We start from the raw sequence: 23,909 nt of genomic DNA, 5'->3' as shown, positions 1-23,909 counted from the left end.
CGGGGACCTGACGCCCGCCGTGCGCGGCCCGCCCCTTCACGGCCGGCAGTCCGCGACTTCAGCCTTGCAAGGAGCATCACAGTGTCAAAGATCATCAGCGTCAAGGGCTCGGCCCGGTCGGCGGTCGAGGCGTTCCGCGCCATGGACGTCCTGTCGGAGGCGAACCGGATGATCGCGCGCGGCGACAAGGTGATCTCGCTCGCGGTGGGACAGCCTTCGGCGCCGGCGCCGCGCGCGGCGCTCGCGGCGGCGCGACGCATGCTCGAACACGGCCGCGTCGGCTATACTGATGCTCTCGGCCGGGCCGACCTGCGCCAGCGCATCGGCCATCACTATCGCGATACCTACGGCTGCGCGGTCGCCCCGGAACGCATCATGGTGACGACGGGCTCCTCGGCCGGCTTCAACCTCGCTTTCCTCGCGGCCTTCGATCCGGGCCAGCGCATCGCCATCGCCGCGCCCGGCTATCCCGCCTACCGCAACATCATCCGCGCCCTCGGCCTTGTGCCCGTGGAGATCGAGGTGGACGCGACCGACGGCTACATCCTCGGCGCCGAGCGCTTGGCCTTCGAGCACGCGCGGGGCCGAATCGACGGTGTGCTGATCGCCAGCCCGGCCAATCCGACGGGAACCGTGACGCCGCGCGCCGAACTGCAGCGACTCGTCGAGTTCTGCGACCGGGAAGGCATCACCTTCATCTCGGACGAGATCTACCATGGCCTCGTCTACGGGGTGATGGAAGCGAGCGCGCTGGAGTTCTCCGACAACCCGATCGTCGTCAATTCCTTCTCCAAGCTCTACTGCATGACCGGGTGGCGCGTCGGCTGGCTGGTGCTTCCCGAACCCCTGCTCCGGGCGGCCGAGCGCATCGGCCAGAGCCTCTACATCTCCGCGCCGGAGCTCTCGCAGGTGGCGGCGACCGCGGCGATGGATGCCACCGAGGAGATGGCCCTGGTGCGCGACACCTACGAGGCCAACCGCGACATCCTCATGCAGCGCCTACCGCAGATGGGTTTTAGCGCCATTGCCCCGATCGACGGCGCCTTCTACGCCTATGCCGCCGTGCCGGAAGGCGTGGGAAGCTCGACCGACTTCGCCCGCGCGCTGCTGGAGAAATGCCATGTGGCGCTGACTCCCGGCGGCGACTTCGACGTCCGGCGCGGCGAGCATTTCGTCCGCCTGTCCTATGCCTGCGACACGCCCTCGCTCATCGAGGCAGTCGAGCGGATGGCGGCGCACCTCGACCGCTAGGCATCGCCCTCCGAGTGGGCGCCACCCCGCCCGGAGGACCGTTCGCCAAAGGCTGGAGCGGAAGGCGAATCGCCATGGGTCGCCTTGTTGAGGGACGAGGGTCGTTCCGTTCAAGGAGTTGCCCCCGGAAACGACGAAGGGCGGGGAAATCCCCGCCCTTCGTCGTCATGTCAGGGGAGCCGGTTTCAGAAGAAGCTGCGGCGCGCCCACCAGCCGGTGCGCTTGGCAGCCGGCTCGGCCGCCTCGCTGCTGCGGCTGGAAGTGACGGTCGGCTCGGATGGTGCCGCCGGTGCTACCGGTGCCGCCACCGGCTCGGGCTTCACGTCCTCGACCGCAGCGCTCACGTCCGCCGAAGTCTCGGGCTCGGACGCCGTCGCCTCGGCCGGCACCTCGTCAGGAGCCGGGGCAGGGGCCGCCTCGACCACAGCCGGCTCGCTCGGGACGGTCTCCGTCGCAGCGACGGCCGGGGCCGCATCCCAGGGGTTGCGGGTGCTTTCCGGTGCCGCCTCGGCCGGCGCGGCCAGCTCGACCGGTGCTGCTGCCGCCTCTGGCTCGGCTTGCGAAACCGGCGCGGCATAAGCTTCGGCAACCTGCTCGATGGCGGGCGCCGTCACCGCGACAGCCTCGACGCCGACGGAGCCGCTTTCGCCGAACTCGGCGCCCTCGTCGCTTGCTGCCGCATCCGACGCGCCCTCGGCGTCGCCGTCGCGATTCTTGCGACCGCCGCGGCGACCCCGACGACGGCGCTTACGGGCCCGCTCCTCGTCCGACGTCTCGTCGTCGGTCGCGGCCTGAGCCGGGGTCTCGGCGTCGCCCTCGCTCTCGTCTTCGCTGCCGACAGCCTCGTCGCCCTCATCATCGCCGGCGTCGCCGGCCTCGAGGCCGTCCTCGGACGAGGCGTCGTCGCTGCCGCCCCGCCGACGCCGACGCCGACGCTTGCGCCGCGGCTGATCGTCGCTCTTTTCCTCGGTATCGCCGTCGAGGTTTTCGGTCTCGGCCGCGGCCGGCGCGGCGATGGCGACATCGGACTCGTCGGCTTCCTCGACGATGTCGAGATCCTCCGGCTCGTCCTCGTAGACGACCGGGGCCACGGCCGGCAGATACTCGCGCCGCACGGCCTCGGGACCCTGCTCGATGGCGACGTGCTGGTGACCGTGCGAATCGTCGGCCTCGATGGTGATCCGGAGGCCGTTGGTGCGCTCCAGCTCGTCGATCGTGTGGCGCTTTTCGTTCAGGACGTAGAGCGCCGTCGCCGTCGGCACCTTGACGATGACGTCATGCGTCGAGTGCTTCTGCACATGCTCCTCGATGGCGCGCACGACATGCAGCGCCAGCGACGAGTTGGAGCGGATGTGGCCGACGCCGTCGCAGGTCGGGCAGACGCGGGTGGTCGATTCCAGGACGCTGGCGCGGATGCGCTGGCGGCTCATCTCCATCAGGCCGAAATGCGAGATGTGGCCGATCTGGATGCGGGCGCGGTCGTCCTTCAGGCAATCCTTCATCTTCTTCTCGACGGCGCGGTTGTTGCGCTTCTCTTCCATGTCGATGAAGTCGATGACGATGAGGCCGGCGAGATCGCGCAGGCGCAGCTGCCGCGCCACTTCCTCGGCCGCCTCGAGATTGGTCTGGTAGGCGGTGTCCTCAATCGAGTGCTCGCGCGTCGAGCGGCCCGAATTGACGTCGATGGCGACGAGCGCCTCGGTCTGGTTGATGATGATGTAGCCGCCGGACTTCAGCGTCACATGCGGCTGCAGCATGCGGTCGAGCTGGGCCTCGATGCCGCCGCGGGCGAAGATCGGCACGGGATCGCGGTACGGCTGAACCACCTTCGACTGGCTCGGCATCAGCATCCGCATGAATTCCTTGGCCTCGCGGTAGCCTTCCTCGCCGGAGACGCTGATCTGGTCGATGTCCTTGTTGTAGAGATCGCGGATCGAGCGCTTGATCAGGCTGCCTTCCTCATAGACGAGGGTCGGCGCGGCCGAGGCGAGCGTCAGGCTGCGGACGGTCTCCCAGAGGCGCATCAGGTATTCGTAGTCGCGCTTGACCTCGGCCTTGGTGCGCATGGCGCCGGCGGTGCGCAGGATGATGCCCATGCCCTTCGGCACTTCCAGCTCGCGCGCCACTTCCTTCAGGCGCTTGCGATCGGCGATGTTGGTGATCTTGCGCGAGATGCCGCCGCCACGGGCGGTGTTCGGCATCAGGACGGAGTAGCGGCCGGCGAGCGACAGGTAGGTGGTGAGGGCGGCACCCTTGTTGCCGCGCTCTTCCTTGACGACCTGGACCAGCAGGATCTGCCGGCGCTTGATGACTTCCTGGATCTTGTACTGCTTGCGCGGCACGCGCGGGGTGCGGACGGGAACTTCCTCCATCGCATCCTCGGCGCCCATCTCGTCGACGACCTCGTCCTCCTCGTCGCCGGACGGGGCTTCCTCGGCACCGTGGCCGCGGCGCGAACGCGAGCGGCGGCCGCGGCCGCTGGCGCTCTTGACCGGCCGGCCTTCGGTGTCGGATTCCTCGCTCTCGTCGGCTTCGTCACCCGAAGTCTCGTCGCTGACCGCCTCGTCGGCCATCAGGCCAGGCGCTTCATGCTCGTTGTCGGACAGCGATGTTTCGCCTTCCGGACGATCCTCGTCGGCCTCGCCGCCTTCGACGGAAGCGGGCTCGGAAATGCTGTCATCGCTCGACGATTCGGCGGCGCGGATCGACTTGCCGCCGCCAGGACGGCGGGGATTGCGCCGCTGCGCCGTGATCTTGCGCTCCTCGTCCTCTTCTTCCTCGCGGACGCGGGCGATCTCGTCTTCCATCAGCGCCTGACGGTCGGCGACGGGGATCTGGTAGTAGTCGGGATGGATCTCGCTGAAGGCGAGGAAGCCGTGGCGGTTGCCGCCATATTCGACGAAGGCGGCCTGCAGCGAAGGTTCGACGCGCGTCACCTTGGCGAGGTAGATATTGCCCTTGATCTGCTTCTTGTGTTCGGACTCGAAATCGAATTCCTCGATCCGGTTACCCCGGACGACGACGACCCGCGTTTCCTCTGGATGCGAAGCATCGATCAGCATCTTGTTCGGCATGACGAAAACTCTCCGGGACGCTGACCTCGGCGCGCATCCGGGCGTCAGACGCCGGAAGGGATGCGGGGGAAGGCGCGTCTGCAAAGGTCGTTGGGCGGCGGCGATGCGCACTCGAGGATGGCTGGCGCCGAGGCTCGTTGGGCTCGGGCTGAAGCGTCAGGGATCCGGTGGAGGCTGGCGACACTGCTGGGGCGACCTGCGTAATGGACTGGCCGCCGGAACGGCGACCGATGAAATCTCGCGCAAACCGCTCATTGTCGGGCCGGATGCGCGTCGAAGATGGACGCCCGGGATTTCTCCGCGGACGAGAAATTTAACAGAGGATGAAAACCCAAAAACACCGATCTCACGACCGCGATTTTCCGCGCGCGAGATCCTGGACTGAGGACGTTGCATTGCCGACTTTTCGTCGGGGCTGCTCGGCGGTCCTGGCGTGTCGTGGACGGGATGTTTCAAGCGTTTGAGTTTTCCCAGCCTCAGTTCTGCTTTTATGGTGCGCGAGGGCAAGACACAAGAGTAAAGCCCGGTACGCCCTTGCGTGGCGCTGTCGGCGCCGGTTGGGCGCGCCTTGGCGGGCTGCGGCGCCCTTTTCACGGCCCTGAAAGAGACCACGGAATGTCATGACAGAGAGACGATCTTCGAATCAGCCAGGCCGTCTGACGATTCTCGCCATCGCCGTCTGTCTCCTCGCCGCGACGCTTCTCGCGCGCCCGGCCGGGGCCCAGGAGGGGATCCGGGAGAGCATCCTCACCGGCTTCACTCAGGAGATCGGCCCGAAGAAATTCGTCGCCACGCTCGGCCTTGTCGGCACGCCACGGTCGCGGCTGATCCTGCTGCGTCATCCCGACCGCGTCGCCATCGACCTCTTCGACACCGTTTCCGCGCTGAAACAGATGTCGATCGAGGCCAATCCGCTCGTGGAGGGCGTGCGGGAGGGCCTGGTCGCGGCCGATCGCTACCGGATCGTCTTCGCCCTGAAGCAGCCCGGGCTGCCCGTGGCCTCGCTCGACACCAAGGACGGCCAGTCCGCCCTGAAGGTCACCATCACGGCGACCGACGCGTCCGGGTTCGCCCGCGCCGTCGCCAGTCAGGATTTTGGCGCCAGCATCCCCCCGGTGACCGTGCCCGCGGCCGCACCGGGGGCCGAGCGGGTCACGATCGTTCTCGACCCCGGTCACGGGGGCGTCGACACCGGCGCCGTCGGCCGTCACGGGACGCTGGAGAAGGACATCAACCTGCAGTTTGCGCGCTCGCTGCGCGAGGCGCTGAAGCATCTGCCCAATGTCGACGTGGCCATGACGCGCGACGACGATTCCTTCGTCAGCCTCGGCCAGCGCTCGGAACTGGCCCGCCGCAGCAAGGCGGCGCTGTTCATCTCGCTGCACGCCGATTCGATCCGCTATGCCGACATCAGGGGCGCCACGGTCTATACCCTGTCGGAAAAAGCCTCGGACCAGCTGTCGCGGGAGGTCGCCGAAAGCGAGAACTCGTCCGACCGTTTCGTCGACCCGCGCTGGCAGGACAGCCAGCCGGAGGTCTTCGACATCCTGATCGAGCTGATGCGGCGCGAAACCGACAGTTTCTCCGAACATTTCGCCGCCGGGCTGGTGCAGGAATTCGGCCGGCACAAGGTGCGCCTGATCCGCAATCCAAAGCGCTCGGCTGGTTTCAAGGTGCTGGTCGCCCCGGACGTGCCCTCGGTGCTGGTCGAGCTCGGCTATCTCTCCAACATCGACGACGAGCAGCTGCTGCTCGATCCGTCCTGGCGCGAGGATACGGCCGCGGCGATCGCCTCCGCCGTCTCCGGCTATCTCGGCGAGCGCGGCCTGGCTGCCAGTGCCGAGCCCGACAAGGCCGAGGGCGGCTGACGGCAAAGCTGTGTGATCGCGGCAACAGTCCGGCGCCTACGGCACGGCACGGCGCCTTTGCAGACACGGCTCTGCCGCATTTTGCGGGCATCGGGAAGACGGGGCAGAACAAACTCGCTATGGCGCCGGTAACCGGACCGGATAGGCAGGCAGCGCCAGCTCGATGGCGCTGGCGGGGGCGAGCCGGCGATAAAGTCGCATGCGGCTGATGGAGTTCGAATGATCAGGTTGCTCGGCTATTTCTTCGGCATCGGAACCGTGATGGCGCTGATCGTCGCGGCGGGTGTCGCCCTCTACGTCCAGCACATGACGAAAGACCTGCCGGACTACCAGGTCCTGGCCGCCTACGAGCCGAAGGTCGCCACGCGCTTTCACGCCTCGGACGGCTCGCTGATGGCCGAATACGCCAAGGAGCGGCGCCTGTTCCTGCCGATCCAGGCCATCCCCAACCTCGTCAAGGCCGCCTATCTCTCGGCCGAGGACAAGAATTTCTACCAGCACCCGGGCATCGACATCTATGGCCTTGGTCGCGCTGTCCTGGTTTTGGCCAAGGGTGGCCCGATGCAGGGCGGCTCGACCATCACCCAGCAGGTGGCGAAGAACTTCCTTCTGACCAATGAGCGCTCGATCGAGCGCAAGGTGAAGGAAGCGATCCTGTCGCTGCGCATCGAGCAGGCCTATTCCAAGGACAAGATCCTCGAGCTCTATCTCAACGAGATCTATCTCGGCCTCGGCTCCTACGGCGTCGCCGCCGCCTCGCTGGCCTATTTCGACAAGTCGGTGAACGAACTGGAGATCCAGGAGGCGGCCTACCTCGCCGCGCTGCCGAAGGCGCCCGAGAACTACAATCCCTACCGCAGCGCGGACCGTGCGATGGAGCGGCGCAACTGGGTCATCGACCAGATGCAGACCAATGGCTACATCACCGCCGCCGAGGGCGACGAGGCGCGCGCCAAGCCGCTCGGCGTCAATCCCAAGCGCTCGGGCACCTATCTCGTCGCCGGCGAATACTTCACCGAGGAGGTCCGCCGCGAGGTCATCCAGCGCTACGGCATGACGGCGCTCTACGAAGGTGGCCTGTCCGTTCGCTCCACCCTCGATCCCAAGCTCCAGGTCGAGGCGCGCGCCTCGCTGCAGAAGGGACTGATCGATTTCGACCAGGCCCGCGGCTATCGCGGCCCGATCAAGACCATCGAACTGGCCGGCGACTGGGGCAAGCCGCTCGGCGAAGTGCCGGGCTATGTCGACGTGCCGGAATGGCGCGTGGCCGTGGTCCTGTCAGCCCAGCCGGACAGCATCAGCGTCGGCCTGCAGCCTTCGCGGGGAATTTCCGGCGCCCTCGGTTCCGACCGCGAGACCGGCACGATCGCGCTCGCCGACATGAAATGGGCCCTCCGCGTCAGCGTCGACGGCAAGGCGCGCGCCGTGAAGTCGGCCGACCAGGTGCTCAGCCGTGGCGACGTCGTCTTCGTCGAGAAGAACGCCGAGGGTAGCGGCTATCGCCTGCGGCAGCCGCCGAAGGTGCAGGGCGCACTCGTCTCGATGGACCCCCATACCGGCCGCGTGCTCGCCATGGTCGGCGGCTTCTCCTACGCCCAGTCGGAGTTCAACCGCGCCACCCAGGCGCAGCGCCAGCCCGGCTCCTCGTTCAAGCCGATCGTCTACGCCGCCGCGCTCGACAACGGCTACACCCCGGCCTCGGTGATTCTCGACGGTCCGATCTCCATTCCGAACGGCACCGGCGGCTATTGGGAGCCGAAGAACTACGGCGGCGAGTCGGCCGGTCCTTCGACGCTGCGCTCCGGCATCGAGAAGAGCCGTAACCTGATGACCGTGCGGCTGGCCCGCGACATGGGCATGGACCTCGTGGCGCAGTATGCCGAACGTTTCGGCGTCTATGACAAGCTGGCGCAGTACCTTCCGATGGCGCTTGGCTCGGGCGAGACGACGGTGCTGCGCATGGTCGCGGCCTATTCGGTGATGGCCAATGGCGGCCGCTCCATCGAACCCTCGCTGATCGACCGGGTGCAGGATCGCTACGGCCGGACCATCTACAAGCATGACAGCCGCGGCTGCGAAGGCTGCAATGTCCAGACCTGGGAAAACCAGCCGGAGCCGGAACTGGTCGACAACCGCGAGCAGGTTCTCGACCCGATGACCGCCTACCAGATCACCTCGATGATGGAGGGCGTCGTCCAGCGCGGCACCGGCTATGCCGTTCACACGCTCGGCGTGCCGGTTGCCGGCAAGACGGGCACGACCAACGACGAGAAGGATGCTTGGTTCGTCGGCTACACGCCCGACCTCGTGACCGGGCTCTATCTCGGCTACGACAACCCGTCGCCCCTCGGTCACGGCGAAACCGGCGGCGGTCTCGCCGCGCCGATCTTCCTCGAATTCATGACCAAGGCCATCGCCGGCAAGCCGCCCGTGAACTTCCGCGTGCCCGAGGGCATGACCATGGTGTCGATCGATCGCAAGACCGGGATGGCGTCCAGCGGCGCCGGATCGATCATGGAAGCCTTCAAGCCGGGCACGGGCCCGTCCGACAGCTACCAGATCATCGGCGCGGACGATGCCTATTCGGCGGCGCCCGCCGTCGTCTCGCCACAGACCCAGGACGCCATCGTCCAGGGCGGCGCCGGCGGCCTGTTCTGATCCTGGGCACCGGGCTGCGCGTGCCGGGCGATGCCTTTCCAAGGCGCGGCTAGAGGCCTGGCCGCGCCTGGTTCACGCCTTCCCGCCCGGCGCTTTACAGGCCGGGACGGCCTACCTATACCCCTCCACACCCCATCACCATCAGCGAAGGGATTGCGGCATGCGCGCCGAGATCGAGACGATGACATTCGAAATCAAGCAGGCGATCGACCTGCTGAGGAGGCATCTTTGACTGGGATTCATCCCTTAAACGCCTGGACGTTCTGAACGCACAGTCGGAAAATCCCAATTTCTGGGATGATGCAGCCAATGCGCAGAAGCTCATGCGCGAAAGACAGTTCCTGGAATCGGCCGTCGAGGGCATCCGCAAGCTGGAGACCGGCCTGCAGGACAGCATCGACCTCATCGCCATGGGCGAGGAGGAGGGCGACCAGTCCGTGGTCGCGGATGCCGAGGCCGAGATCAAGGCGCTGAAGGCCGATGTCGACAAGCGGCAGATCGAAATGCTGCTGTCCGGCGAGGCCGACAAGTTCGACACCTATGTCGAAGTCCACTCGGGTGCCGGCGGCACCGAGAGCCAGGACTGGGCAGCGATGCTCCTGCGCATGTACATGCGCTGGGCGGAGCGTGCCGGCATGAAGGTCGAACTGCTCGAGGCCCACTACGGCGAAGAGGCCGGGATCAAGTCTGCGACCATCCAGATCAAGGGCCACAACGCCTATGGCTGGATGAAGACCGAATCGGGCGTCCACCGCCTGGTGCGGATCTCGCCCTATGACAGCCAGGCGAAGCGGCACACGTCGTTCGCCTCGGTCTGGGTCTATCCGGTCGTCGACGAGACCATCGAGGTCGAGGTCAACGAGTCGGATGTGCGGATCGACACCTACCGGGCCTCGGGCGCCGGTGGACAGCACGTCAACACCACCGATTCGGCCGTGCGCATCACGCATATTCCGAGCGGCATTGTCGTGCAGTGTCAGAACGAACGCTCACAGCACAAGAACCGGGCCACCGCCTGGGACATGCTGCGGGCGCGCCTCTACGAGGCGGAACTGCAGCGCCGCGAGGAAGTGGCCAACAAGGAAGCCGCGTCGAAGACCGACATCGGCTGGGGCCACCAGATCCGCTCCTACGTGCTTCAGCCGTACCAGATGGTGAAGGACCTGCGGACCGGGGTGCAGAGCACGGCCCCGCAGGACGTGCTCGACGGCAAGATCGACGACTTCATGGAAGCCGCGCTCGCCCACCGGGTGCACGGCGGCAGCGTCGACGTCGCCGACACCGAATGACCCTCTCCGCCGGCTCCCGGGCCGGCGGACCTTCTGAAAGGCCGAGGCTCAGCCGAAGCTGCTGATCCGCCGACCGGCGCGCAGAAAGCGCGAGGGATCAATCGGGCTGCCGTCGCGCCGCACCTCGTAGTGGAGATGGGGCCCGGTGCTGCGCCCCGTGGTGCCGACCCGGCCGATGATGGCGCCTGCCTTCACCTTGTCCCCGACATTCACCAGAATCTGCGAGAGATGGCCGTAGCGGGTCACGAGTCCGCCGCCATGGTCGACCTCGACGAGATTGCCGTAGCCGCTGTTCACCCCGGCCTGCACGACCGTTCCGGACGCGGTCGCATCGACATCCGTCCCTGTCGGCGCGACGAAGTCGATTCCCGTGTGCATGGCCGAGCGTCCGAGAAACGGATCGGGCCGCACGCCGAAGGTGGAGCTGACCGCCAGGGTGTCGACCGGGCGGGCGAGGGGAATGCGGTCGGTCCGGCGCTGCAGCACCTGCAGATCGGTGAGGGCCTGATCGAGCTCGGCAAGGCTGACGTCGAAGCGCTCGGTCTCGGCGATCTCGACCAGCGGCCCGCCTTCGCCCCCCTCGGCGGACGTCGGCGCGGCAGCCGGCGCCACGGCGACCAGGATGCCTTCGGAGCGCAGCACGCCCGCAATGTGCTCGGTCTTGCTGCGGGCGCTTTCGACAAGGCTTGTCAGGTCGGCGATCTGGCCGTCCTCGACGCGCTCGATGGAAGCGCCGATCTTCTGGATCAGGGCGACGGGAATGGGCGAAGACGCTGTCACGGATGCCGGCTGCGTGGCACTGCCGGACCGAAGCACCGAGCCGGTTGTGGAATGGTCGACCAGGCCGAAACGCGCCAGGGCCGGCGACGCCGCGGCCGGGGCGTAGGCCAGGGGGGAGGGCGCGTCCGGGATCGTCTCGATCGGTGCCGATTCGCCAGACCCGGGCGCGAGCGCGGAGACTGGCGCATCGTCGGCAGGCTTGGGCTGGGGCACGGGAATGCTGGCGGAGAGGAGGCCGGTGGACCGGGCGCGGTCCAGCAGCGGCTGCAGCTTGGCATAGCGCGCCTTCAGCTCCTCCTGCTGCCCGATGAGGGTGTCGACCTTCGACTCCACCGACTGACGGTCGAGAATCTGGCGGCTCACGGCCCGGTCGAGTTGCGACCGGAGCGCGGCGATGCGGTCCTCGTAGGCCCGCTCCAGACGATACTCGCTGGCGGTGCCCGAGGCGATCAGGTCGTCGCGCAGCAGCAGATAGCCGCCGGTAGCGACGCAGGAGAGGGCGAGCGTGGAGGCGATGGCGGTGGAGACCGCGAAGACCCAGGGCCGGACGGTGAAGTGGCGGACGTCGTCGCCACGGGCGATGATGACGGTGTGCGGAACCCTGCGCCGGCCGAAGCCATCCTTTTGGACCGATGTCATCGCACGCCCTGCCTCAGATTCCCCGTTTTGAACCGGGCTCCAACCGCCTGCAATTACGCCTTGTTAAGGTTAAGGAATGCTTTCCGGCGGGGCCCGAACTCCGCTGACGGCCCCTGTTTCCGGGTCTCTTGCCACGGCGTGTCGCCGGCGTGCCCGGCGACGAGAGAGGGGGCCGAATGGAACGGCCGGTCATGCCTGCCGTTGCAACGACACCAGTCGCGCGGGACAAACTGGGCCCACGCGCTTCCAACCCGAGGGGACAATCCGATGACGCCAGAAACCCATGTCTATTTTCGCCAGACCGGCCAGGAGCCGAGCGCCTACGTGCTCGTCCGCCTGTACAGGGACAACGGCGACACCGCTGCCGAAGCCTCGCTGGCCGGCGACATGCTGGGTGGCGCCGAATACGACTATCCGACGACCGGCGAACCGCATGCCGTCCTGCGCGATGCCCGCGACTACGCCGCCGGGCACGGCTTCGACGTCAGGATCGAACTCGACGGCGTGGAATGGGATCCCGATCTCGGCTCGCTTGTCGGCGAGGAATAGTTTCTAGCGGAGATGGATGCCGACTTGCCGGCGTCGTTTTCACACCGATCCGACCCCCGGTTGGACGGTCGCGAGTGCTCGCTGCTCCGCGCGGCACTGGCCCTCCGGTAGTCTAACTCGAGAGCGGCGACAGCGAGCGGTAGAAGGTCGGCGTCAGGCCTGCCTCGGCCCTTGCCCGATCGTTGAAGGGCGGCTTCACGTCGCCGCGAAAGCACTGCCGGACGAGCTCCTGAAAGCGCTGGGCGGGATTGACGCCCTGGCGCGCGCACAGGAAGCGAAACCATTTCGCGCCGATGGCGACGTGCTTCTTCTCGTCGTTGTAGATGATTTCCAGGATCGCCCCGGTTTCGCCGTCTCCGACCTCGTCGAGCTTGGCGAGCAGCGACGGCGTCACATCGAGCCCGCGAGCCTCGAGGATCAGCGGCACGATGGCGAGCCGGGCGGTCAGGTCGTGCGCCGTCACCTCGACGGCCTGCCACAGCCCGTCATGCGCCGGCAGGGCGCCGTACATCGAGCCGAGGTCCCGCAGGCGGCCCGACAGCAGCCGAAAGTGCTTTGCCTCCTCCATCGCCACGGTCATCCAGCCGTCGAAGAAGGAGCGCGGCACCGGCTCGCGGGCAAAGCGCGCGACGATGTCGAGCGCCAGGTCGATGGCGTTCAGCTCGATGTGGGCGAGGGCGTGGATCATCGAGATCCGCCCCTCCGGCGTGTGCACGGAGCGGCGCTTGACGAGGCGCGGCGAGACCAGGTCGGGCTTGACGGGCCGGCCTGGCCGCGAGGGCTGCGCCGGATCGCCCGGGGAAGATAGCCCCAGCCGACGCGCGAACCAGCCTTCGCCGGCATAATCCGTCAGCCGCAGCTTCTCGTCGAGGTCGGCGGCCTGCAGCGCCGCGATGGCCGCGCCGCGCAGGCTGGGCGCGCCGCCCATGCGACCACCGTTCATGGCGTGACGAGGGCGCGAGCGGCGGCCAGGACTTCGTCGGCATGGTCCGGCACCTTCACCTTCGGCCACAGGCGGACGATCTTCCCCTCGGCGTCGACCAGAACGGTGCTGCGCTCCACGCCCATGTAGGTCTTGCCGTACATGCTCTTTTCCACCCAGACGCCGAAGGCGCCGAGCAGCGACTTTTCTTCGTCCGCCAGGAGCGGGACGGTCAGGCCGTGCTTGTCGCGGAATTTTCCGTGCTTCTTCACCGGATCGGGCGAGACGCCGAGGACAGCAACGCCCAGCGTATCGAAATCGGGCTTCAGGCGGGTGAAGTCGATTGCCTCCAGGGTGCAGCCGGACGTGTCGTCCTTGGGGTAGAAGAAAAGGACGAAGGGCCGGCCGGCCAGGGCCGACAGGGTGACGTTTTCGCCGCTGTCGTCGGGCAGGGTGAAGTCGGGGCAGGGTGATCCGGTGCTGATCGTCGGCAAGGCGCCTTCCTTTCGGCCAATTGAATTGGAATGGGGATTCGTCTTCGGACATGCGTCACGTCCGGTGGGACGCATGCGCGACCTTCTTAGCGCCGATTTCGGCCAAAGGCGATTGGGACGCAAGCCTCGGCAGCGGCGGGATGACGACCCGATCTCCGCAGGTCGACAGGGCTGCGCCACAGGGAAATATGCCAGTGTCCGCAGGACGCTCGCCAGGAGAGGTGATTCGACGCATGGGGGAAGCATCTGTCGCCAGACATGGCGCCCGCGCCCGTATCATTTCCTCGACCCGCCTCCGCGGCTGAGATGGGCCGTTCGCGATCCAGAACTGTTGGCCTCTGCAGCACGGCACTGACGCTGGCCGTCGTTCTGATCGCCGGCGCGCTTCTGATCGTCGGAACGCGGTCGGGCCAGGACCTGCTGCATCGCCAGACCATGGCGGCCATCAACCGGACCGTTGGGGCGGATCTCGCGATCGGTCTCGCTCGCCAGACCCTGTCCCGCGACGCCGACGGTGGCCTCGCGATCCAGTGGACCGACGTCAGCCTCACGCGCCGGGGCGAGGCCGAACCGGTCGCCCGCGTCGATTCGATCAAGGTCGGATTTTCGCTGATGCCGCTCCTGTCCGGACGCATGCAGTTCCGCACCATCGAGATCGACGGCGGCGCGATCGATCTCTCCGGGGCCGGGACGGAGAGGAGCAGCGCTCCGCAGCAGGAGGGCACGGCGCCGCCGCCCGTGATAGCCGAGCGCTTTACGGCCGTGATGCAGGGCATCGAGGCGCAGGTCGGCGCGTTCCATCGGGTCGGAATCGACCGCATCCGCCTCCGCGACGTGTCGCTGACCGTCCCGGCACGGACCGGGGGCGCGCCGGTCACCGGACTCGTCCGCACGGCCGACCTTGTCCTGGCCGACCGGCGCGACATGACCCTTGCCGCCATGGTCGAGATCGATGGCCACACGGTGCCGCTCTCGGGGGCCGTCGACTTCGACGCCGCGGCGGAACGCCTGAACGGTCTCTCGCTGACCGCCGGGCCGGTCGATCTCGGCGCGATCCTGCCGCCGGGCTCGCCCGAGGACAAGCTCGACGAGCGCCCCTTCGCCACCGATTCCGATATCTCGATCACCCTATCCGTCGACAGTCCTGCGGAATCGGCCCGGCGGGCGACGCTGTCCGTCGATGTCGGCCCCGGCCTCGTCCAGGTCGGCAAGGGATTTACCCGCGTCGAGCGCTTGCGGGGCGGGTTGCGCCTCGTGGAAGGAGAGGCGTCCCTCGCTCTCGTCGACACCGACATCGCCTTTGACGGCCTGTCCATGGCGCTGGATGGCGGAGCCGCCGTCGACGGCGGCAAGCCGGATATCGACGCCATCGACTTTTCCCTCCGGTCGCGCGACCTGCGCTCGACCATCGGATCGGAACGACCGGATCCCACCGAGGCCGAGATCGTCCTGGCGGGCCGGGCCGATCTCACCGCGCGGGAGATCGGCCTCTCGACCTTCAGCGTCGACACCGGCGGCGGTTCGCTTTCCGGCGACGCCGTGCTGCGAACCGACGCGCCGGACGCGATGACGTCGTTGCGTCTGAAAGCCAGCAATCTCGGTGCCGCCGAGGTCAAGGCCCTCTGGCCGTTCAACATCGCCGTCAACACGCGGCGCTGGGTGATGGCGCATGTCGGCGACAGCGGTCGCGTCAGCGACGGCACGATCGCCATCAACGTGCGCCATGACCGCATGGAGCCGGCCTTCCGGCCCGGCAGCCATCCCTCGCCGGAGGAGATGGACCTGGTCTTCCGTCTGGAAGGCGTGACCGCCGCGACGCTCGGCGCCCTGCCGGCGGTCACCGACGGCAGGGCCGACATCCACACCAGTGGTGGCGACACGGTCGTCACCATCGAGAGCGGCAAGGTGGCCGGCTTCGCCGACGTGTCGGTCACCCCGTCCAGCGTGTCGTTCATCCGGGCGCCAGGCCCGGCCCTGCAGGAGCTCGACGGGACGCTGGTGCTGGGCCTGGCCGGACCTGTGCCGGACCTTCTGGCGATCGCCGCCCGTCCGCCGATCGAGGCGCTGAAGGCCATCGAGATCAAGCCGGAGGAAGCGACGGGCCAGGCGGCGGTGACGGCCAATCTCGCTTTCCTCCTCGGCGACGACGTGCCCAAGGAGCAGGAATTCGGCCCCTGGTCCGTAGCGGTGGCCTTGAAGGATGCGGGTCTCGGCGTCCCCGTCGAAGGACGCAGACTGGCCGGGATGAGCGGCGCGGTCGAGATCAGGCCCGGCGGCGCGTCGGGAAAGCTCGACGGCCGTATCGACGACATTCCCGCGTCGATCGCCTTCAACCGACCCTTCGGCCGGAAGCCCGAGGGCGACGATCAGCTCTCCGTGGACCTCTCCCTCAGCGCGGAGGACGTCGAGAAGGCCGCGCCGGCCCTGGCCAAGATCGTGACCGGACCGATCGAGGCCCGGATCGAGCGCCAGGGCGCTTCCATGCTGAAGGCGACGGTCGATTTCGCCGACGCGGCCGTGTCGCTGCCCTGGATCGGCTGGCGCAAGGGCAAGGGCGTGGCGGCGGACCTTTCCTTCGATCTGGAGGCGGGCGAGGCCAGCACGTCGCTGAAGAACCTCGTCCTGAAAGGCGACGGCTTTTCCGCCTCGGGCGACGTCGTTGCCGACAAGGAGGGCCTGAAGTCCGCCGAACTCGGGACCATCGCGCTCAATGCCGGCGACGACGTCGCCGTCTCCCTCGACCGCGTGTCGAACGGCTACAGCGTCCGGGTCGCCGGCAGTCGTTTCGACGCGCGCCCCTTCCTGCAGGATCTCAAGGCCAATCTCGGTGCCAAGGCGAAATCGTCCGGCCACGCATCCGGCCAGCTGGACGTCGGCATCGCCATCGACACGCTGAAGGGATTTGGCGACAGGGAAATCGGCGGCTTCACGCTGAACTATGCCGGCAGCGGCGACAATGTGGCGGCGCTGTCGATCTCGGGGCAGACGAGCGGCGGCGGCTTTTCCGCCGACATGTCGCCACGCGGAAACGAGCGCGCGATCCGCGTGCGCACCCCCGATGCCGGCTCGCTCGCCGAATTTTCCGGTCTTTACAATCGGATGGAGGGGGGAGAGATCGCCCTGGAGCTGACTGGCTCCCACAAGGGCGGGTATCGCGGCAACCTCACGGCCCGGAACTTCACCCTCGTCGACGAGCCGCGCCTGTCAAGCCTTGTGGGTTCCAGCCCGTCACCCGACTCGGCCAGTCTCTCCCAGGCCCTCGGCACCGAATTGCGCACCGAGCGGGCCTTCTTCGACTATGCCGCAGCGGGGATCCTGTACGGCGACAACGGCCTGGCCCTGTCCAATGGCATCATCCGCGGGCCGGTCTTCGGGTCGAGCTTCGCCGGCACCGTCTACGACGCGGTCAACCGGATGGACATCGTCGGCTCGTTCATGCCGGCCTACGGCGTCAACCGGATCTTCGGCGCGATTCCGCTGTTCGGCCAGATCCTCGGCAACGGCAACGAGGGCGGTCTGATCGGCATCACCTACCGCCTCGCCGGCGACTTCGCCGCGCCGACGCTGACCGTCAATCCGATCTCGGCCATCGCCCCCGGCATCTTTCGCTCGATCTTTTCGTACGAGTAGAGGGGAGCGTCAGGTTGCAACCGAACCGATCAACAAATACGTAGTTAGCGCAGACATAAACGTTCGTCATCCTCGCGCGCAGCGCGGGGACCCATGCCTCTCCACTTCCACACCTGCTTAGGGTCAGAAAGAAGTGGGTAATGTCTCCCGAATTATCTTCCTCTGCGTCTCGGCATGGATCCCCGTGCTGCGCACGAGGATGACGAATTCCATACACTGCCAGTTTCAGTGAACAATGTACTGACTATTATTACCGAGGACTTGTCGGCTGTCATCCTTCGCTCCCCTCGTCCGGCTTAACGAGGGCAATCTTTCGCTTACCGAACTGAACCTTGAAGGCACCCGTGGTCGGATCGAGATCGGCCCAGTGGATCATCGTCTCATGGTCGTCGATGAGGACGTCGTTGATCCTGATCGCCTTCTCCGCGATCTTTCGGCGGGCTTCCGATTTGGAGCTGACGAGATTGGTGGCGGCGACGATCTCTTGCGCGGATCGTCCTTCTGTCCCGTCACCCCGTGCGATCGTGAAGGTTGGAAGCGCCGACGTTGACTGGCCTTCCTCGAAAGTCTTGCGCGCCGTCTCGGAGGCCTCGAGGGCAGCGGCTTCGCCGTGCAGGATACCCGTGACGGCATTGGCGAGGATCTTCTTGGCCTCGTTGATCTCGGCGCCGCCGAGCGCCTCGAGCCGGGCGATCTCGTCCATCGGCAGGGTGGTGTAGAGCTTCAGGAAGCGGCCGACATCGGCGTCCTCGGTGTTGCGCCAATACTGCCAGAACTCGTAGGGGCTCAGCATGTCGGCGTTGAGCCAGACCGCGCCGTTGGCCGACTTGCCCATCTTGGCGCCGGAAGACGTCGTCAGCAACGGCGAGGTCAGCGCGAACAGTTGCGGCGTGCCCATGCGGTGGCCGAGATCGAGGCCGTTGACGATGTTGCCCCACTGGTCCGACCCGCCCATCTGCAGCCGCACGCCGTAGCGCTGGCTGAGCTCGACGAAGTCGTAGGCCTGCAGGATCATGTAGTTGAATTCGAGGAAGGACAGCGACTGCTCGCGGTCGAGACGCAGCTTCACCGAATCGAAGGCGAGCATGCGGTTGACCGAAAAATGCCGTCCGACGTCGCGCAGGAACTCGACATAGTTCAGGCCCATCAGCCAGTCAGCATTGTTGACCATGATCGCGTCGGTCGGGCCGTCGCCGAAGGCGAGGTACGGCGAAAACGCCTGGCGGATGCCGGCGAGATTGCCCTCGATGCCTTCCGGCGTCAGCAGCTGGCGCGCCTCGTCCTTGAAAGAGGGGTCGCCGATCATGCCGGTGCCGCCGCCCATCAGCGCCACAGGCCGGTGGCCGGTCTTCTGCAGCCAGTGCAGCATCATGATCTGGATCAGCGAGCCGACATGCAGGCTCTTGGCCGTCGGGTCGAAGCCGATATAGGCGCTGACCGTCTCGGTCGCGAAGAGCGCATCCAGCGCCTCGTCGCTCGAGGTCTGGTGGATGAAGCCACGTTCCGACAGGGTGTGCAGAAACTCGGACTTGAAGCCGGCCATGAAGAGAGATCCTTGACGGGGGCCGGACGGCATGGCGTCTGGCCTGATAAGGCTGCGGTTTAACCAGCATTGCCGCGATTTTAAAGGGCAGGGGCCACGCTTTGGACGAAACGACACGGCTTCGCGCCCTCGGCCTGATGAGCGGCACCTCGATGGACGGCATCGACGTGGCGCTGCTCGACACCGACGGCGTCAGCGCCCCGGCCCGCGGTCCGGCCCGCACCTATCCCTACGACGCGGCCTTCCGGCAGCGGCTGGAGGCCGCCATGCAGACGGCCAAGGCAATTACCGAGAGGTCGCAGCGCCCGGGCAACCTTGCCGCCATCGAGCGCGAGATCACCGACCGCCATGCCGACGCCGTGCGCCGGTTTCTGGCCGAGACCGGGATCGCCGCCGCAACGATCGACGCCGTCGGCTTCCATGGCCAGACCGTCCTGCATCGGCCCGCCGAAGGACTGACGGTACAGCTCGGCGAGGGTCAGCGCCTCGCCACGGCGCTCGGCTGCCGGGTCGTCCACGACATGCGTGCCGCCGACATGTTGGCCGGCGGGCAGGGCGCGCCCCTGGTGCCCGCCTACCACGCAGCCCTCGCGGCCGCGCTGCCAGACGGTCTCAGAGACATGCCGGTGGTCTTCGTGAATATCGGCGGCATTTCCAACATCACTTACCTCGACGGCGCCGGCGATCCGATCGCCTTCGACAGCGGCCCCGGCAATGCGCTGCTCGACCAGTGGGTGGCGCGGGAGGCGGGGATCGCCTTCGACCAGAACGGCGCGATCGCCAGCGAGGGCGGGATCATCGACAACCTCGCGGCCGACTATCTCGGCTCCAGCTTCTTCGCAAAGACCGTTCCGAAGTCCCTGGATCGATCCGATTTTCTGCCGCCCGTGCCCGATGCGGGCTCGCTCGAGGACGTGGCCCGGACCCTCTGCTTCGTCGCGGCGCAATCCATCCTGAAGGCGGCCGAGCATCTGCCGAGGGCGCCGAAACTCTGGATCGTCTGTGGCGGCGGACGCCGGCACCCCGCCATCATGCAGGACCTTCGCGAGGGCGCTGCCGAGAAGGCCGCGCGCGTTGTCTCGGCCGAGGAGGCAGGCTTCGACGGCGATGCGATGGAGGCCGAAGCCTGGGCATTCCTGGCAGTGCGCTCGCTGCGCGGCCTGCCGCTCACCTGGCCGACGACAACCGGCTGCCGCGCGCCGACCACCGGTGGAATCCTTTCGGCTCCCTGATGTGCGGCGGCGTTATCGCCGCCGCACACCGCCCCGAACGGGGCCGGCCACGCGCTGGGCCGCCATGACCGAAAACCGGCCGGCGCTGGCGGCGCGGCCGCCTCATTCGATCAGCGCAGGCGCTTCGGCCGGACGTCGACTAGTTCGCCGGCCAGGCGCCGGTCGAGATAGTCGGCGCATTCCGTCATCAGTTCCTCGGAATGATCCGTGTAGAAGTGGTTGGCACCGGCCAGCGTCTTTTGGGTGATGAGGATGCCCTTCTGCGTCTTCAGCTTCTCGACCAGGACCTGCACATCCTTCGGCGGCGCGACGCGGTCCTTGTCGCCGTGGATGATGAGGCCCGACGAGGGGCAGGGCGCCAGGAACGAGAAGTCGTAGGAATTGGGCTGCGGCGAGATCGAGATGAAGCCCTCGATCTCCGGACGGCGCATCAACAACTGCATGCCGATCCAGGAGCCGAAGGAATAGCCGGCGACCCAGCAGTTCTTGGAATCGGGGTGCAGCGACTGGATCCAGTCGAGCGCCGCGGCGGCGTCGGAGAGTTCGCCCGAACCGTGGTCGAACTCGCCCTGGCTGCGGCCGATGCCGCGAAAATTGAACCGCAGCGTCGTAAAACCGCGTTCCACGAACATGTAGAACAGCTGGTAGACGATCTGGTTGTTCATGGTCCCGCCAAAACGCGGGTGCGGATGCAGGATGATCGCGATCGGCGCGTTCTTTTCCTTGCCGGCCTGGTAGCGGCCTTCCAGCCGTCCGGATGGGCCGTTGAAGATAACCTCGGGCATGATCTTAATCCTAATCGAGCCTGGCGCGCGACAAAGGGCCGGGCGCGCCTTGACGAAGAATACGCGGCCTTTTAGGTTCTATTTTAGAACGATTCAAAACTGCACGCTTCCACCGAAGGCGCTTTGTAGGCCGGATGGCCCGTGATATTCAAGAAATTTGCGCTTTCGTCGCACCTCTGTTTGCCGGAGAGACGATGGCGCCGCAATGGATGAGATGACGGACCGCGATCGACGCACCTATCTCGACTACAATGCCAGTGCGCCGCTTCTGCCGGAAGCGCGGGCAGCTCTGGTCGATTGTCTCGACGTCTCCGGCAATCCCTCCTCCGTCCATTCAGAAGGGCGCCGTGCCCAGGCGATCGTCGAGGCAGCGCGCCGACAGGTGGCCGGTCTTGTCGGTGGCAACCCTGAAAATCTCGTCTTCACCAGTGGCGCGACGGAAGCTGCCGCCACCTGCCTGACGCCCAATTGGATCGTCGGCGGCGAGAGGATTTCGCTTTCGGCCCTTGCGGTCGCTGACAGCGACCACCCGGCGACCCGGGAGGGGGGGCGCTTCGATCCGTCCGTGGTCACACGCCTGCCGATCGACGCCGAGGGCCAGCTTCGGCTCGGTGCCCTCGACCAGTGGCGACAGGCGCTGACGCCCGGGAGTCAGGCGATGCTGTGCCTGACACTCGCCAACAGCGAGACCGGCATCGTGCAGAACCTTCAGCCAATTCGCGACATTCTCGCGGGAGGCGGGGTGCGGCTCGTTCTCGATGTCGTCCAGGCCGCCGGGCGCCTGCCGCTCGATATCGCCGCTCTCGGCGCCGACGCTCTTCTAATTTCCGGCCACAAGATCGGCGCGGCGAAGGGCGTGGGCGCCTATGTCCTCGCCGACGGCGCCCGGCGCCCAGTGCCGCTGCTCACCGGCGGCGGCCAGGAACGCCGTCAGCGCGGCGGCACGCAGGCCGTTCCGCTCATCGCGTCCTTCGGCGCGGCAGCCTCGGTCGCGGCGTCCCGCCTCGCCGCCGGCGATAGCCGCCTGGCGACGCTGGGCCGGCACCTGGTGTCGGCGCTGGCGGGCAGCCTGCCTTCCGGCCTTCTCCTCGGCACGGCCGACACTCGCCTGCCGAACACGGTGGCGATCACGGTCCCTGGTCTCAACGCCGAGACGGCGCAAATGGCGCTCGACCTCGACGGCTTCGCCGTCTCGTCCGGCTCCGCCTGCTCGTCCGGCAAGGTGGGAGCCAGCCATGTGCTGAAGGCCATGCAGGACGGCGGCTTGGATATCGACGCTTCTGCCGGTGCAATCCGCATCAGCTTCGGCTACGAGACCAGCGAAGACGAACTCGACCGGCTCGTCGTGGCGCTGAAGCGCCTCGTGACGAGGGTTGAGAACAGCAGATCCGGCCATCGGGCCGCCTAACGACATCGAACCCGGTCTTTTCGCCCGCAAGCCTTCAATTTGCGGTCCAACAGACCCATCTAGCGTGTGTGATGCCGGCCCGCCGGCCGAGCGGAAACCAAACCACCGGACCTTGAATCCGGCGAGTGTGGAGAATTCAAATGGCTGCAGTCCAAGAGACCATCGACCAGGTCCGTCGCATTGACGTCGATCAATACAAATACGGTTTCGAGACGATCATCGAGTCGGATACGGCCCCCAAGGGCCTCGACGAGGGGACGATCGCCTTCATCTCGGCGAAAAAGAACGAGCCGCAGTGGATGCTCGACTGGCGCCTGGAGGCCTTCGAGCGTTGGAAGACGCTGGAGAGCCCGACCTGGGCGAAGCTCGATTATCCGCCGATCGATTTCCAGGACCTGCACTACTACTCCGCGCCGAAGTCGATGTCCGGGCCGGCCTCGCTCGACGAGGTCGATCCGGAGCTGCTGCGCACCTATGAGAAGCTTGGCATCCCGCTGCGGGAGCAAGAGATTCTCGCCGGCGTCGTGAAGCCGGTCGCGCCGATCGAATACGACGAGAACGGCGAGGCGCTGCCCTCGACCGAACGCCGGGTCGCCGTCGACGCCGTGTTCGACTCGGTCTCGGTCGCCACCACCTTCCAGGCCGAGCTGAAGAAGGCCGGCGTCATCTTCATGCCGATCTCCGAGGCGATCCGCGAGCACCCGGACCTCGTGAAGCAGTATCTCGGCACCGTCGTACCGGTTTCCGACAACTTCTTCGCCACGATGAACTCGGCCGTCTTCACCGACGGTTCCTTCGTCTACGTGCCGCCGGGCGTTCGCTGCCCGATGGAGCTGTCGACCTATTTCCGCATCAACGAGCGCAATACCGGCCAGTTCGAGCGCACGCTGATCATCGCCGACAAGGGCTCCTACGTCTCCTATCTCGAAGGCTGCACCGCGCCGCAGCGCGACGAGAACCAGCTGCACGCCGCCGTGGTCGAGCTGGTCGCGCTGGACGATGCCGAGATCAAGTACTCGACCGTCCAGAACTGGTACCCCGGCGACAAGGATGGCAAGGGCGGCATCTACAACTTCGTCACCAAGCGCGGCGACTGCCGCGGAGCGAACTCGAAGATTTCCTGGACGCAGGTCGAGACCGGGTCGGCCATCACCTGGAAGTACCCGTCCTGCATCCTGCGCGGCGACAATTCGCGCGGCGAGTTCTACTCGATCGCCGTCTCCAACGGCCGCCAGCAGATCGACAGCGGCACCAAGATGATCCATCTCGGCAAGAACACGTCGAGCCGCATCATCTCCAAGGGCATCGCCGCCGGCCAGTCCAACAACACCTATCGCGGCCAGGTGACGACCCACCGCAAGGCGGCGAACGCGCGCAACTTCACGCAGTGCGATAGCCTTCTGATCGGCGAGGACTGCGGCGCGCACACCGTGCCCTATATCGAAGCGAAGAACGCCACGGCGCAGTTCGAGCACGAAGCGACGACGTCGAAAATCTCCGAGGACCAGCTGTTCTACTGCATGCAGCGCGGCATCCCGCAGGAGGAGGCGATCGCCTTGATCGTCAACGGCTTCGTCCGCGACGTCATCCAGCAGCTGCCGATGGAGTTCGCCGTCGAGGCGCAGAAGCTCATCGGCATCAGCCTCGAGGGCAGCGTGGGCTAATGCCACGGGAGCTCGATACCCTCATCCTTGAGGAGGTTATCGCGCTCCATGACGACGTTGATCGCTTGAGGCGAGAAGTGAATGCGCTGGTGTCGGAGGTCGTGGGATTGAGACAATTCCTCG

15 protein-coding genes are annotated in these 23,909 nt (G+C 66.8%); 9 read left to right on the top strand and 6 right to left on the bottom strand.

Going from position 1 to position 23,909, the window contains the following annotated elements; all coding sequences use genetic code 11:
• Positions 1-141: 141 nt before the first annotated feature.
• Positions 142-1,251: a pyridoxal phosphate-dependent aminotransferase gene (locus tag IEX88_RS15230; protein WP_373289601.1), complete on the top strand. Its 1,110-nt coding sequence runs from the start codon at positions 142-144 to the stop codon at positions 1,249-1,251.
• Positions 1,252-1,436: 185 nt separating this feature from the next.
• Here IEX88_RS15230 and IEX88_RS15225 read toward each other — a convergent pair whose 3' ends face one another.
• Positions 1,437-4,325: a ribonuclease E/G gene (locus IEX88_RS15225; protein ID WP_188852178.1), complete on the bottom strand. Its 2,889-nt coding sequence runs from the start codon at positions 4,323-4,325 to the stop codon at positions 1,437-1,439.
• Positions 4,326-4,945: 620 nt separating this feature from the next.
• On the opposite strand from IEX88_RS15225, the gene IEX88_RS15220 reads away from it, so the two are divergent.
• The 3 genes from IEX88_RS15220 to prfB all read left to right on the top strand — a co-directional run bounded on the left by IEX88_RS15220 (position 4,946) and on the right by prfB (position 10,140).
• The gene (locus tag IEX88_RS15220) at positions 4,946-6,193 is read left to right on the top strand and encodes an N-acetylmuramoyl-L-alanine amidase (protein WP_188852176.1); all 1,248 of its coding nucleotides are present in this window, start codon (positions 4,946-4,948) and stop codon (positions 6,191-6,193) included.
• A gap of 219 nt (positions 6,194-6,412) precedes the next feature.
• Entirely contained in the window at positions 6,413-8,851 is a 2,439-nt protein-coding gene (locus IEX88_RS15215; RefSeq protein WP_188852174.1) for a penicillin-binding protein 1A, read from the top strand.
• A gap of 160 nt (positions 8,852-9,011) precedes the next feature.
• Positions 9,012-10,140 (top strand): peptide chain release factor 2 gene (gene prfB, locus IEX88_RS15210; protein ID WP_188852171.1). Its coding sequence is split into 2 segments (ribosomal slippage): positions 9,012-9,080 and positions 9,082-10,140, totalling 1,128 coding nucleotides; the frame shifts between segments, so codons are not numbered across the junction.
• A 48-nt stretch (positions 10,141-10,188) separates the two neighbouring features.
• Here the strand turns inward: prfB and IEX88_RS15205 are convergent.
• Positions 10,189-11,559 carry a M23 family metallopeptidase gene (locus tag IEX88_RS15205; RefSeq protein ID WP_188852169.1) on the bottom strand — a complete coding sequence of 457 codons (1,371 nt, stop codon included), beginning with the start codon at positions 11,557-11,559 and terminating at the stop codon, positions 10,189-10,191.
• Between the two features lie 267 nt (positions 11,560-11,826).
• Between IEX88_RS15205 and IEX88_RS15200 the strand changes: the two genes are divergently transcribed.
• The gene (locus IEX88_RS15200) at positions 11,827-12,108 is read left to right on the top strand and encodes a hypothetical protein (protein WP_188852167.1); all 282 of its coding nucleotides are present in this window, start codon (positions 11,827-11,829) and stop codon (positions 12,106-12,108) included.
• A 112-nt stretch (positions 12,109-12,220) separates the two neighbouring features.
• Here IEX88_RS15200 and IEX88_RS15195 read toward each other — a convergent pair whose 3' ends face one another.
• On the bottom strand, positions 12,221-13,036 hold the full coding sequence (locus tag IEX88_RS15195; RefSeq protein ID WP_188852165.1) for a ferritin-like domain-containing protein: 816 nt from the start codon (positions 13,034-13,036) through the stop codon (positions 12,221-12,223).
• Positions 13,037-13,047: 11 nt separating this feature from the next.
• Positions 13,048-13,524, bottom strand: a complete 477-nt coding sequence (locus IEX88_RS15190) for a peroxiredoxin (RefSeq protein WP_244640214.1) — start codon at positions 13,522-13,524, stop codon at positions 13,048-13,050.
• Between the two features lie 306 nt (positions 13,525-13,830).
• On the opposite strand from IEX88_RS15190, the gene IEX88_RS15185 reads away from it, so the two are divergent.
• Positions 13,831-17,154 carry an AsmA family protein gene (locus tag IEX88_RS15185; protein WP_188852160.1) on the top strand — a complete coding sequence of 1,108 codons (3,324 nt, stop codon included), beginning with the start codon at positions 13,831-13,833 and terminating at the stop codon, positions 17,152-17,154.
• A gap of 271 nt (positions 17,155-17,425) precedes the next feature.
• Here IEX88_RS15185 and tyrS read toward each other — a convergent pair whose 3' ends face one another.
• Positions 17,426-18,697, bottom strand: coding sequence for a tyrosine--tRNA ligase (gene tyrS / locus IEX88_RS15180; RefSeq protein ID WP_188852158.1), 1,272 nt, complete (start codon positions 18,695-18,697; stop codon positions 17,426-17,428).
• A gap of 101 nt (positions 18,698-18,798) precedes the next feature.
• Between tyrS and IEX88_RS15175 the strand changes: the two genes are divergently transcribed.
• Complete coding sequence (locus IEX88_RS15175) at positions 18,799-19,929, top strand: anhydro-N-acetylmuramic acid kinase (protein WP_274604614.1); 1,131 nt, start codon at positions 18,799-18,801, stop codon at positions 19,927-19,929.
• Positions 19,930-20,039: 110 nt separating this feature from the next.
• On the opposite strand, the gene IEX88_RS15170 is transcribed toward IEX88_RS15175, so the two are convergent.
• Positions 20,040-20,714: an alpha/beta hydrolase gene (locus tag IEX88_RS15170; protein ID WP_188852156.1), complete on the bottom strand. Its 675-nt coding sequence runs from the start codon at positions 20,712-20,714 to the stop codon at positions 20,040-20,042.
• 205 nt (positions 20,715-20,919) lie between these two features.
• On the opposite strand from IEX88_RS15170, the gene IEX88_RS15165 reads away from it, so the two are divergent.
• Entirely contained in the window at positions 20,920-22,122 is a 1,203-nt protein-coding gene (locus IEX88_RS15165) for a cysteine desulfurase family protein (protein WP_244640212.1), read from the top strand.
• A 140-nt stretch (positions 22,123-22,262) separates the two neighbouring features.
• Positions 22,263-23,786 carry a Fe-S cluster assembly protein SufB gene (gene sufB, locus IEX88_RS15160; protein WP_188852154.1) on the top strand — a complete coding sequence of 508 codons (1,524 nt, stop codon included), beginning with the start codon at positions 22,263-22,265 and terminating at the stop codon, positions 23,784-23,786.
• Positions 23,787-23,909: the final 123 nt, after the last annotated feature.

Source organism: Aureimonas glaciei (genome assembly GCF_014643375.1).
In the GTDB taxonomy this organism is placed as follows: domain Bacteria; phylum Pseudomonadota; class Alphaproteobacteria; order Rhizobiales; family Rhizobiaceae; genus Plantimonas; species Plantimonas glaciei.
Note: the sequence above shows the minus strand (reverse complement) of the source record. Positions and strands in the feature narration are given on the sequence as shown.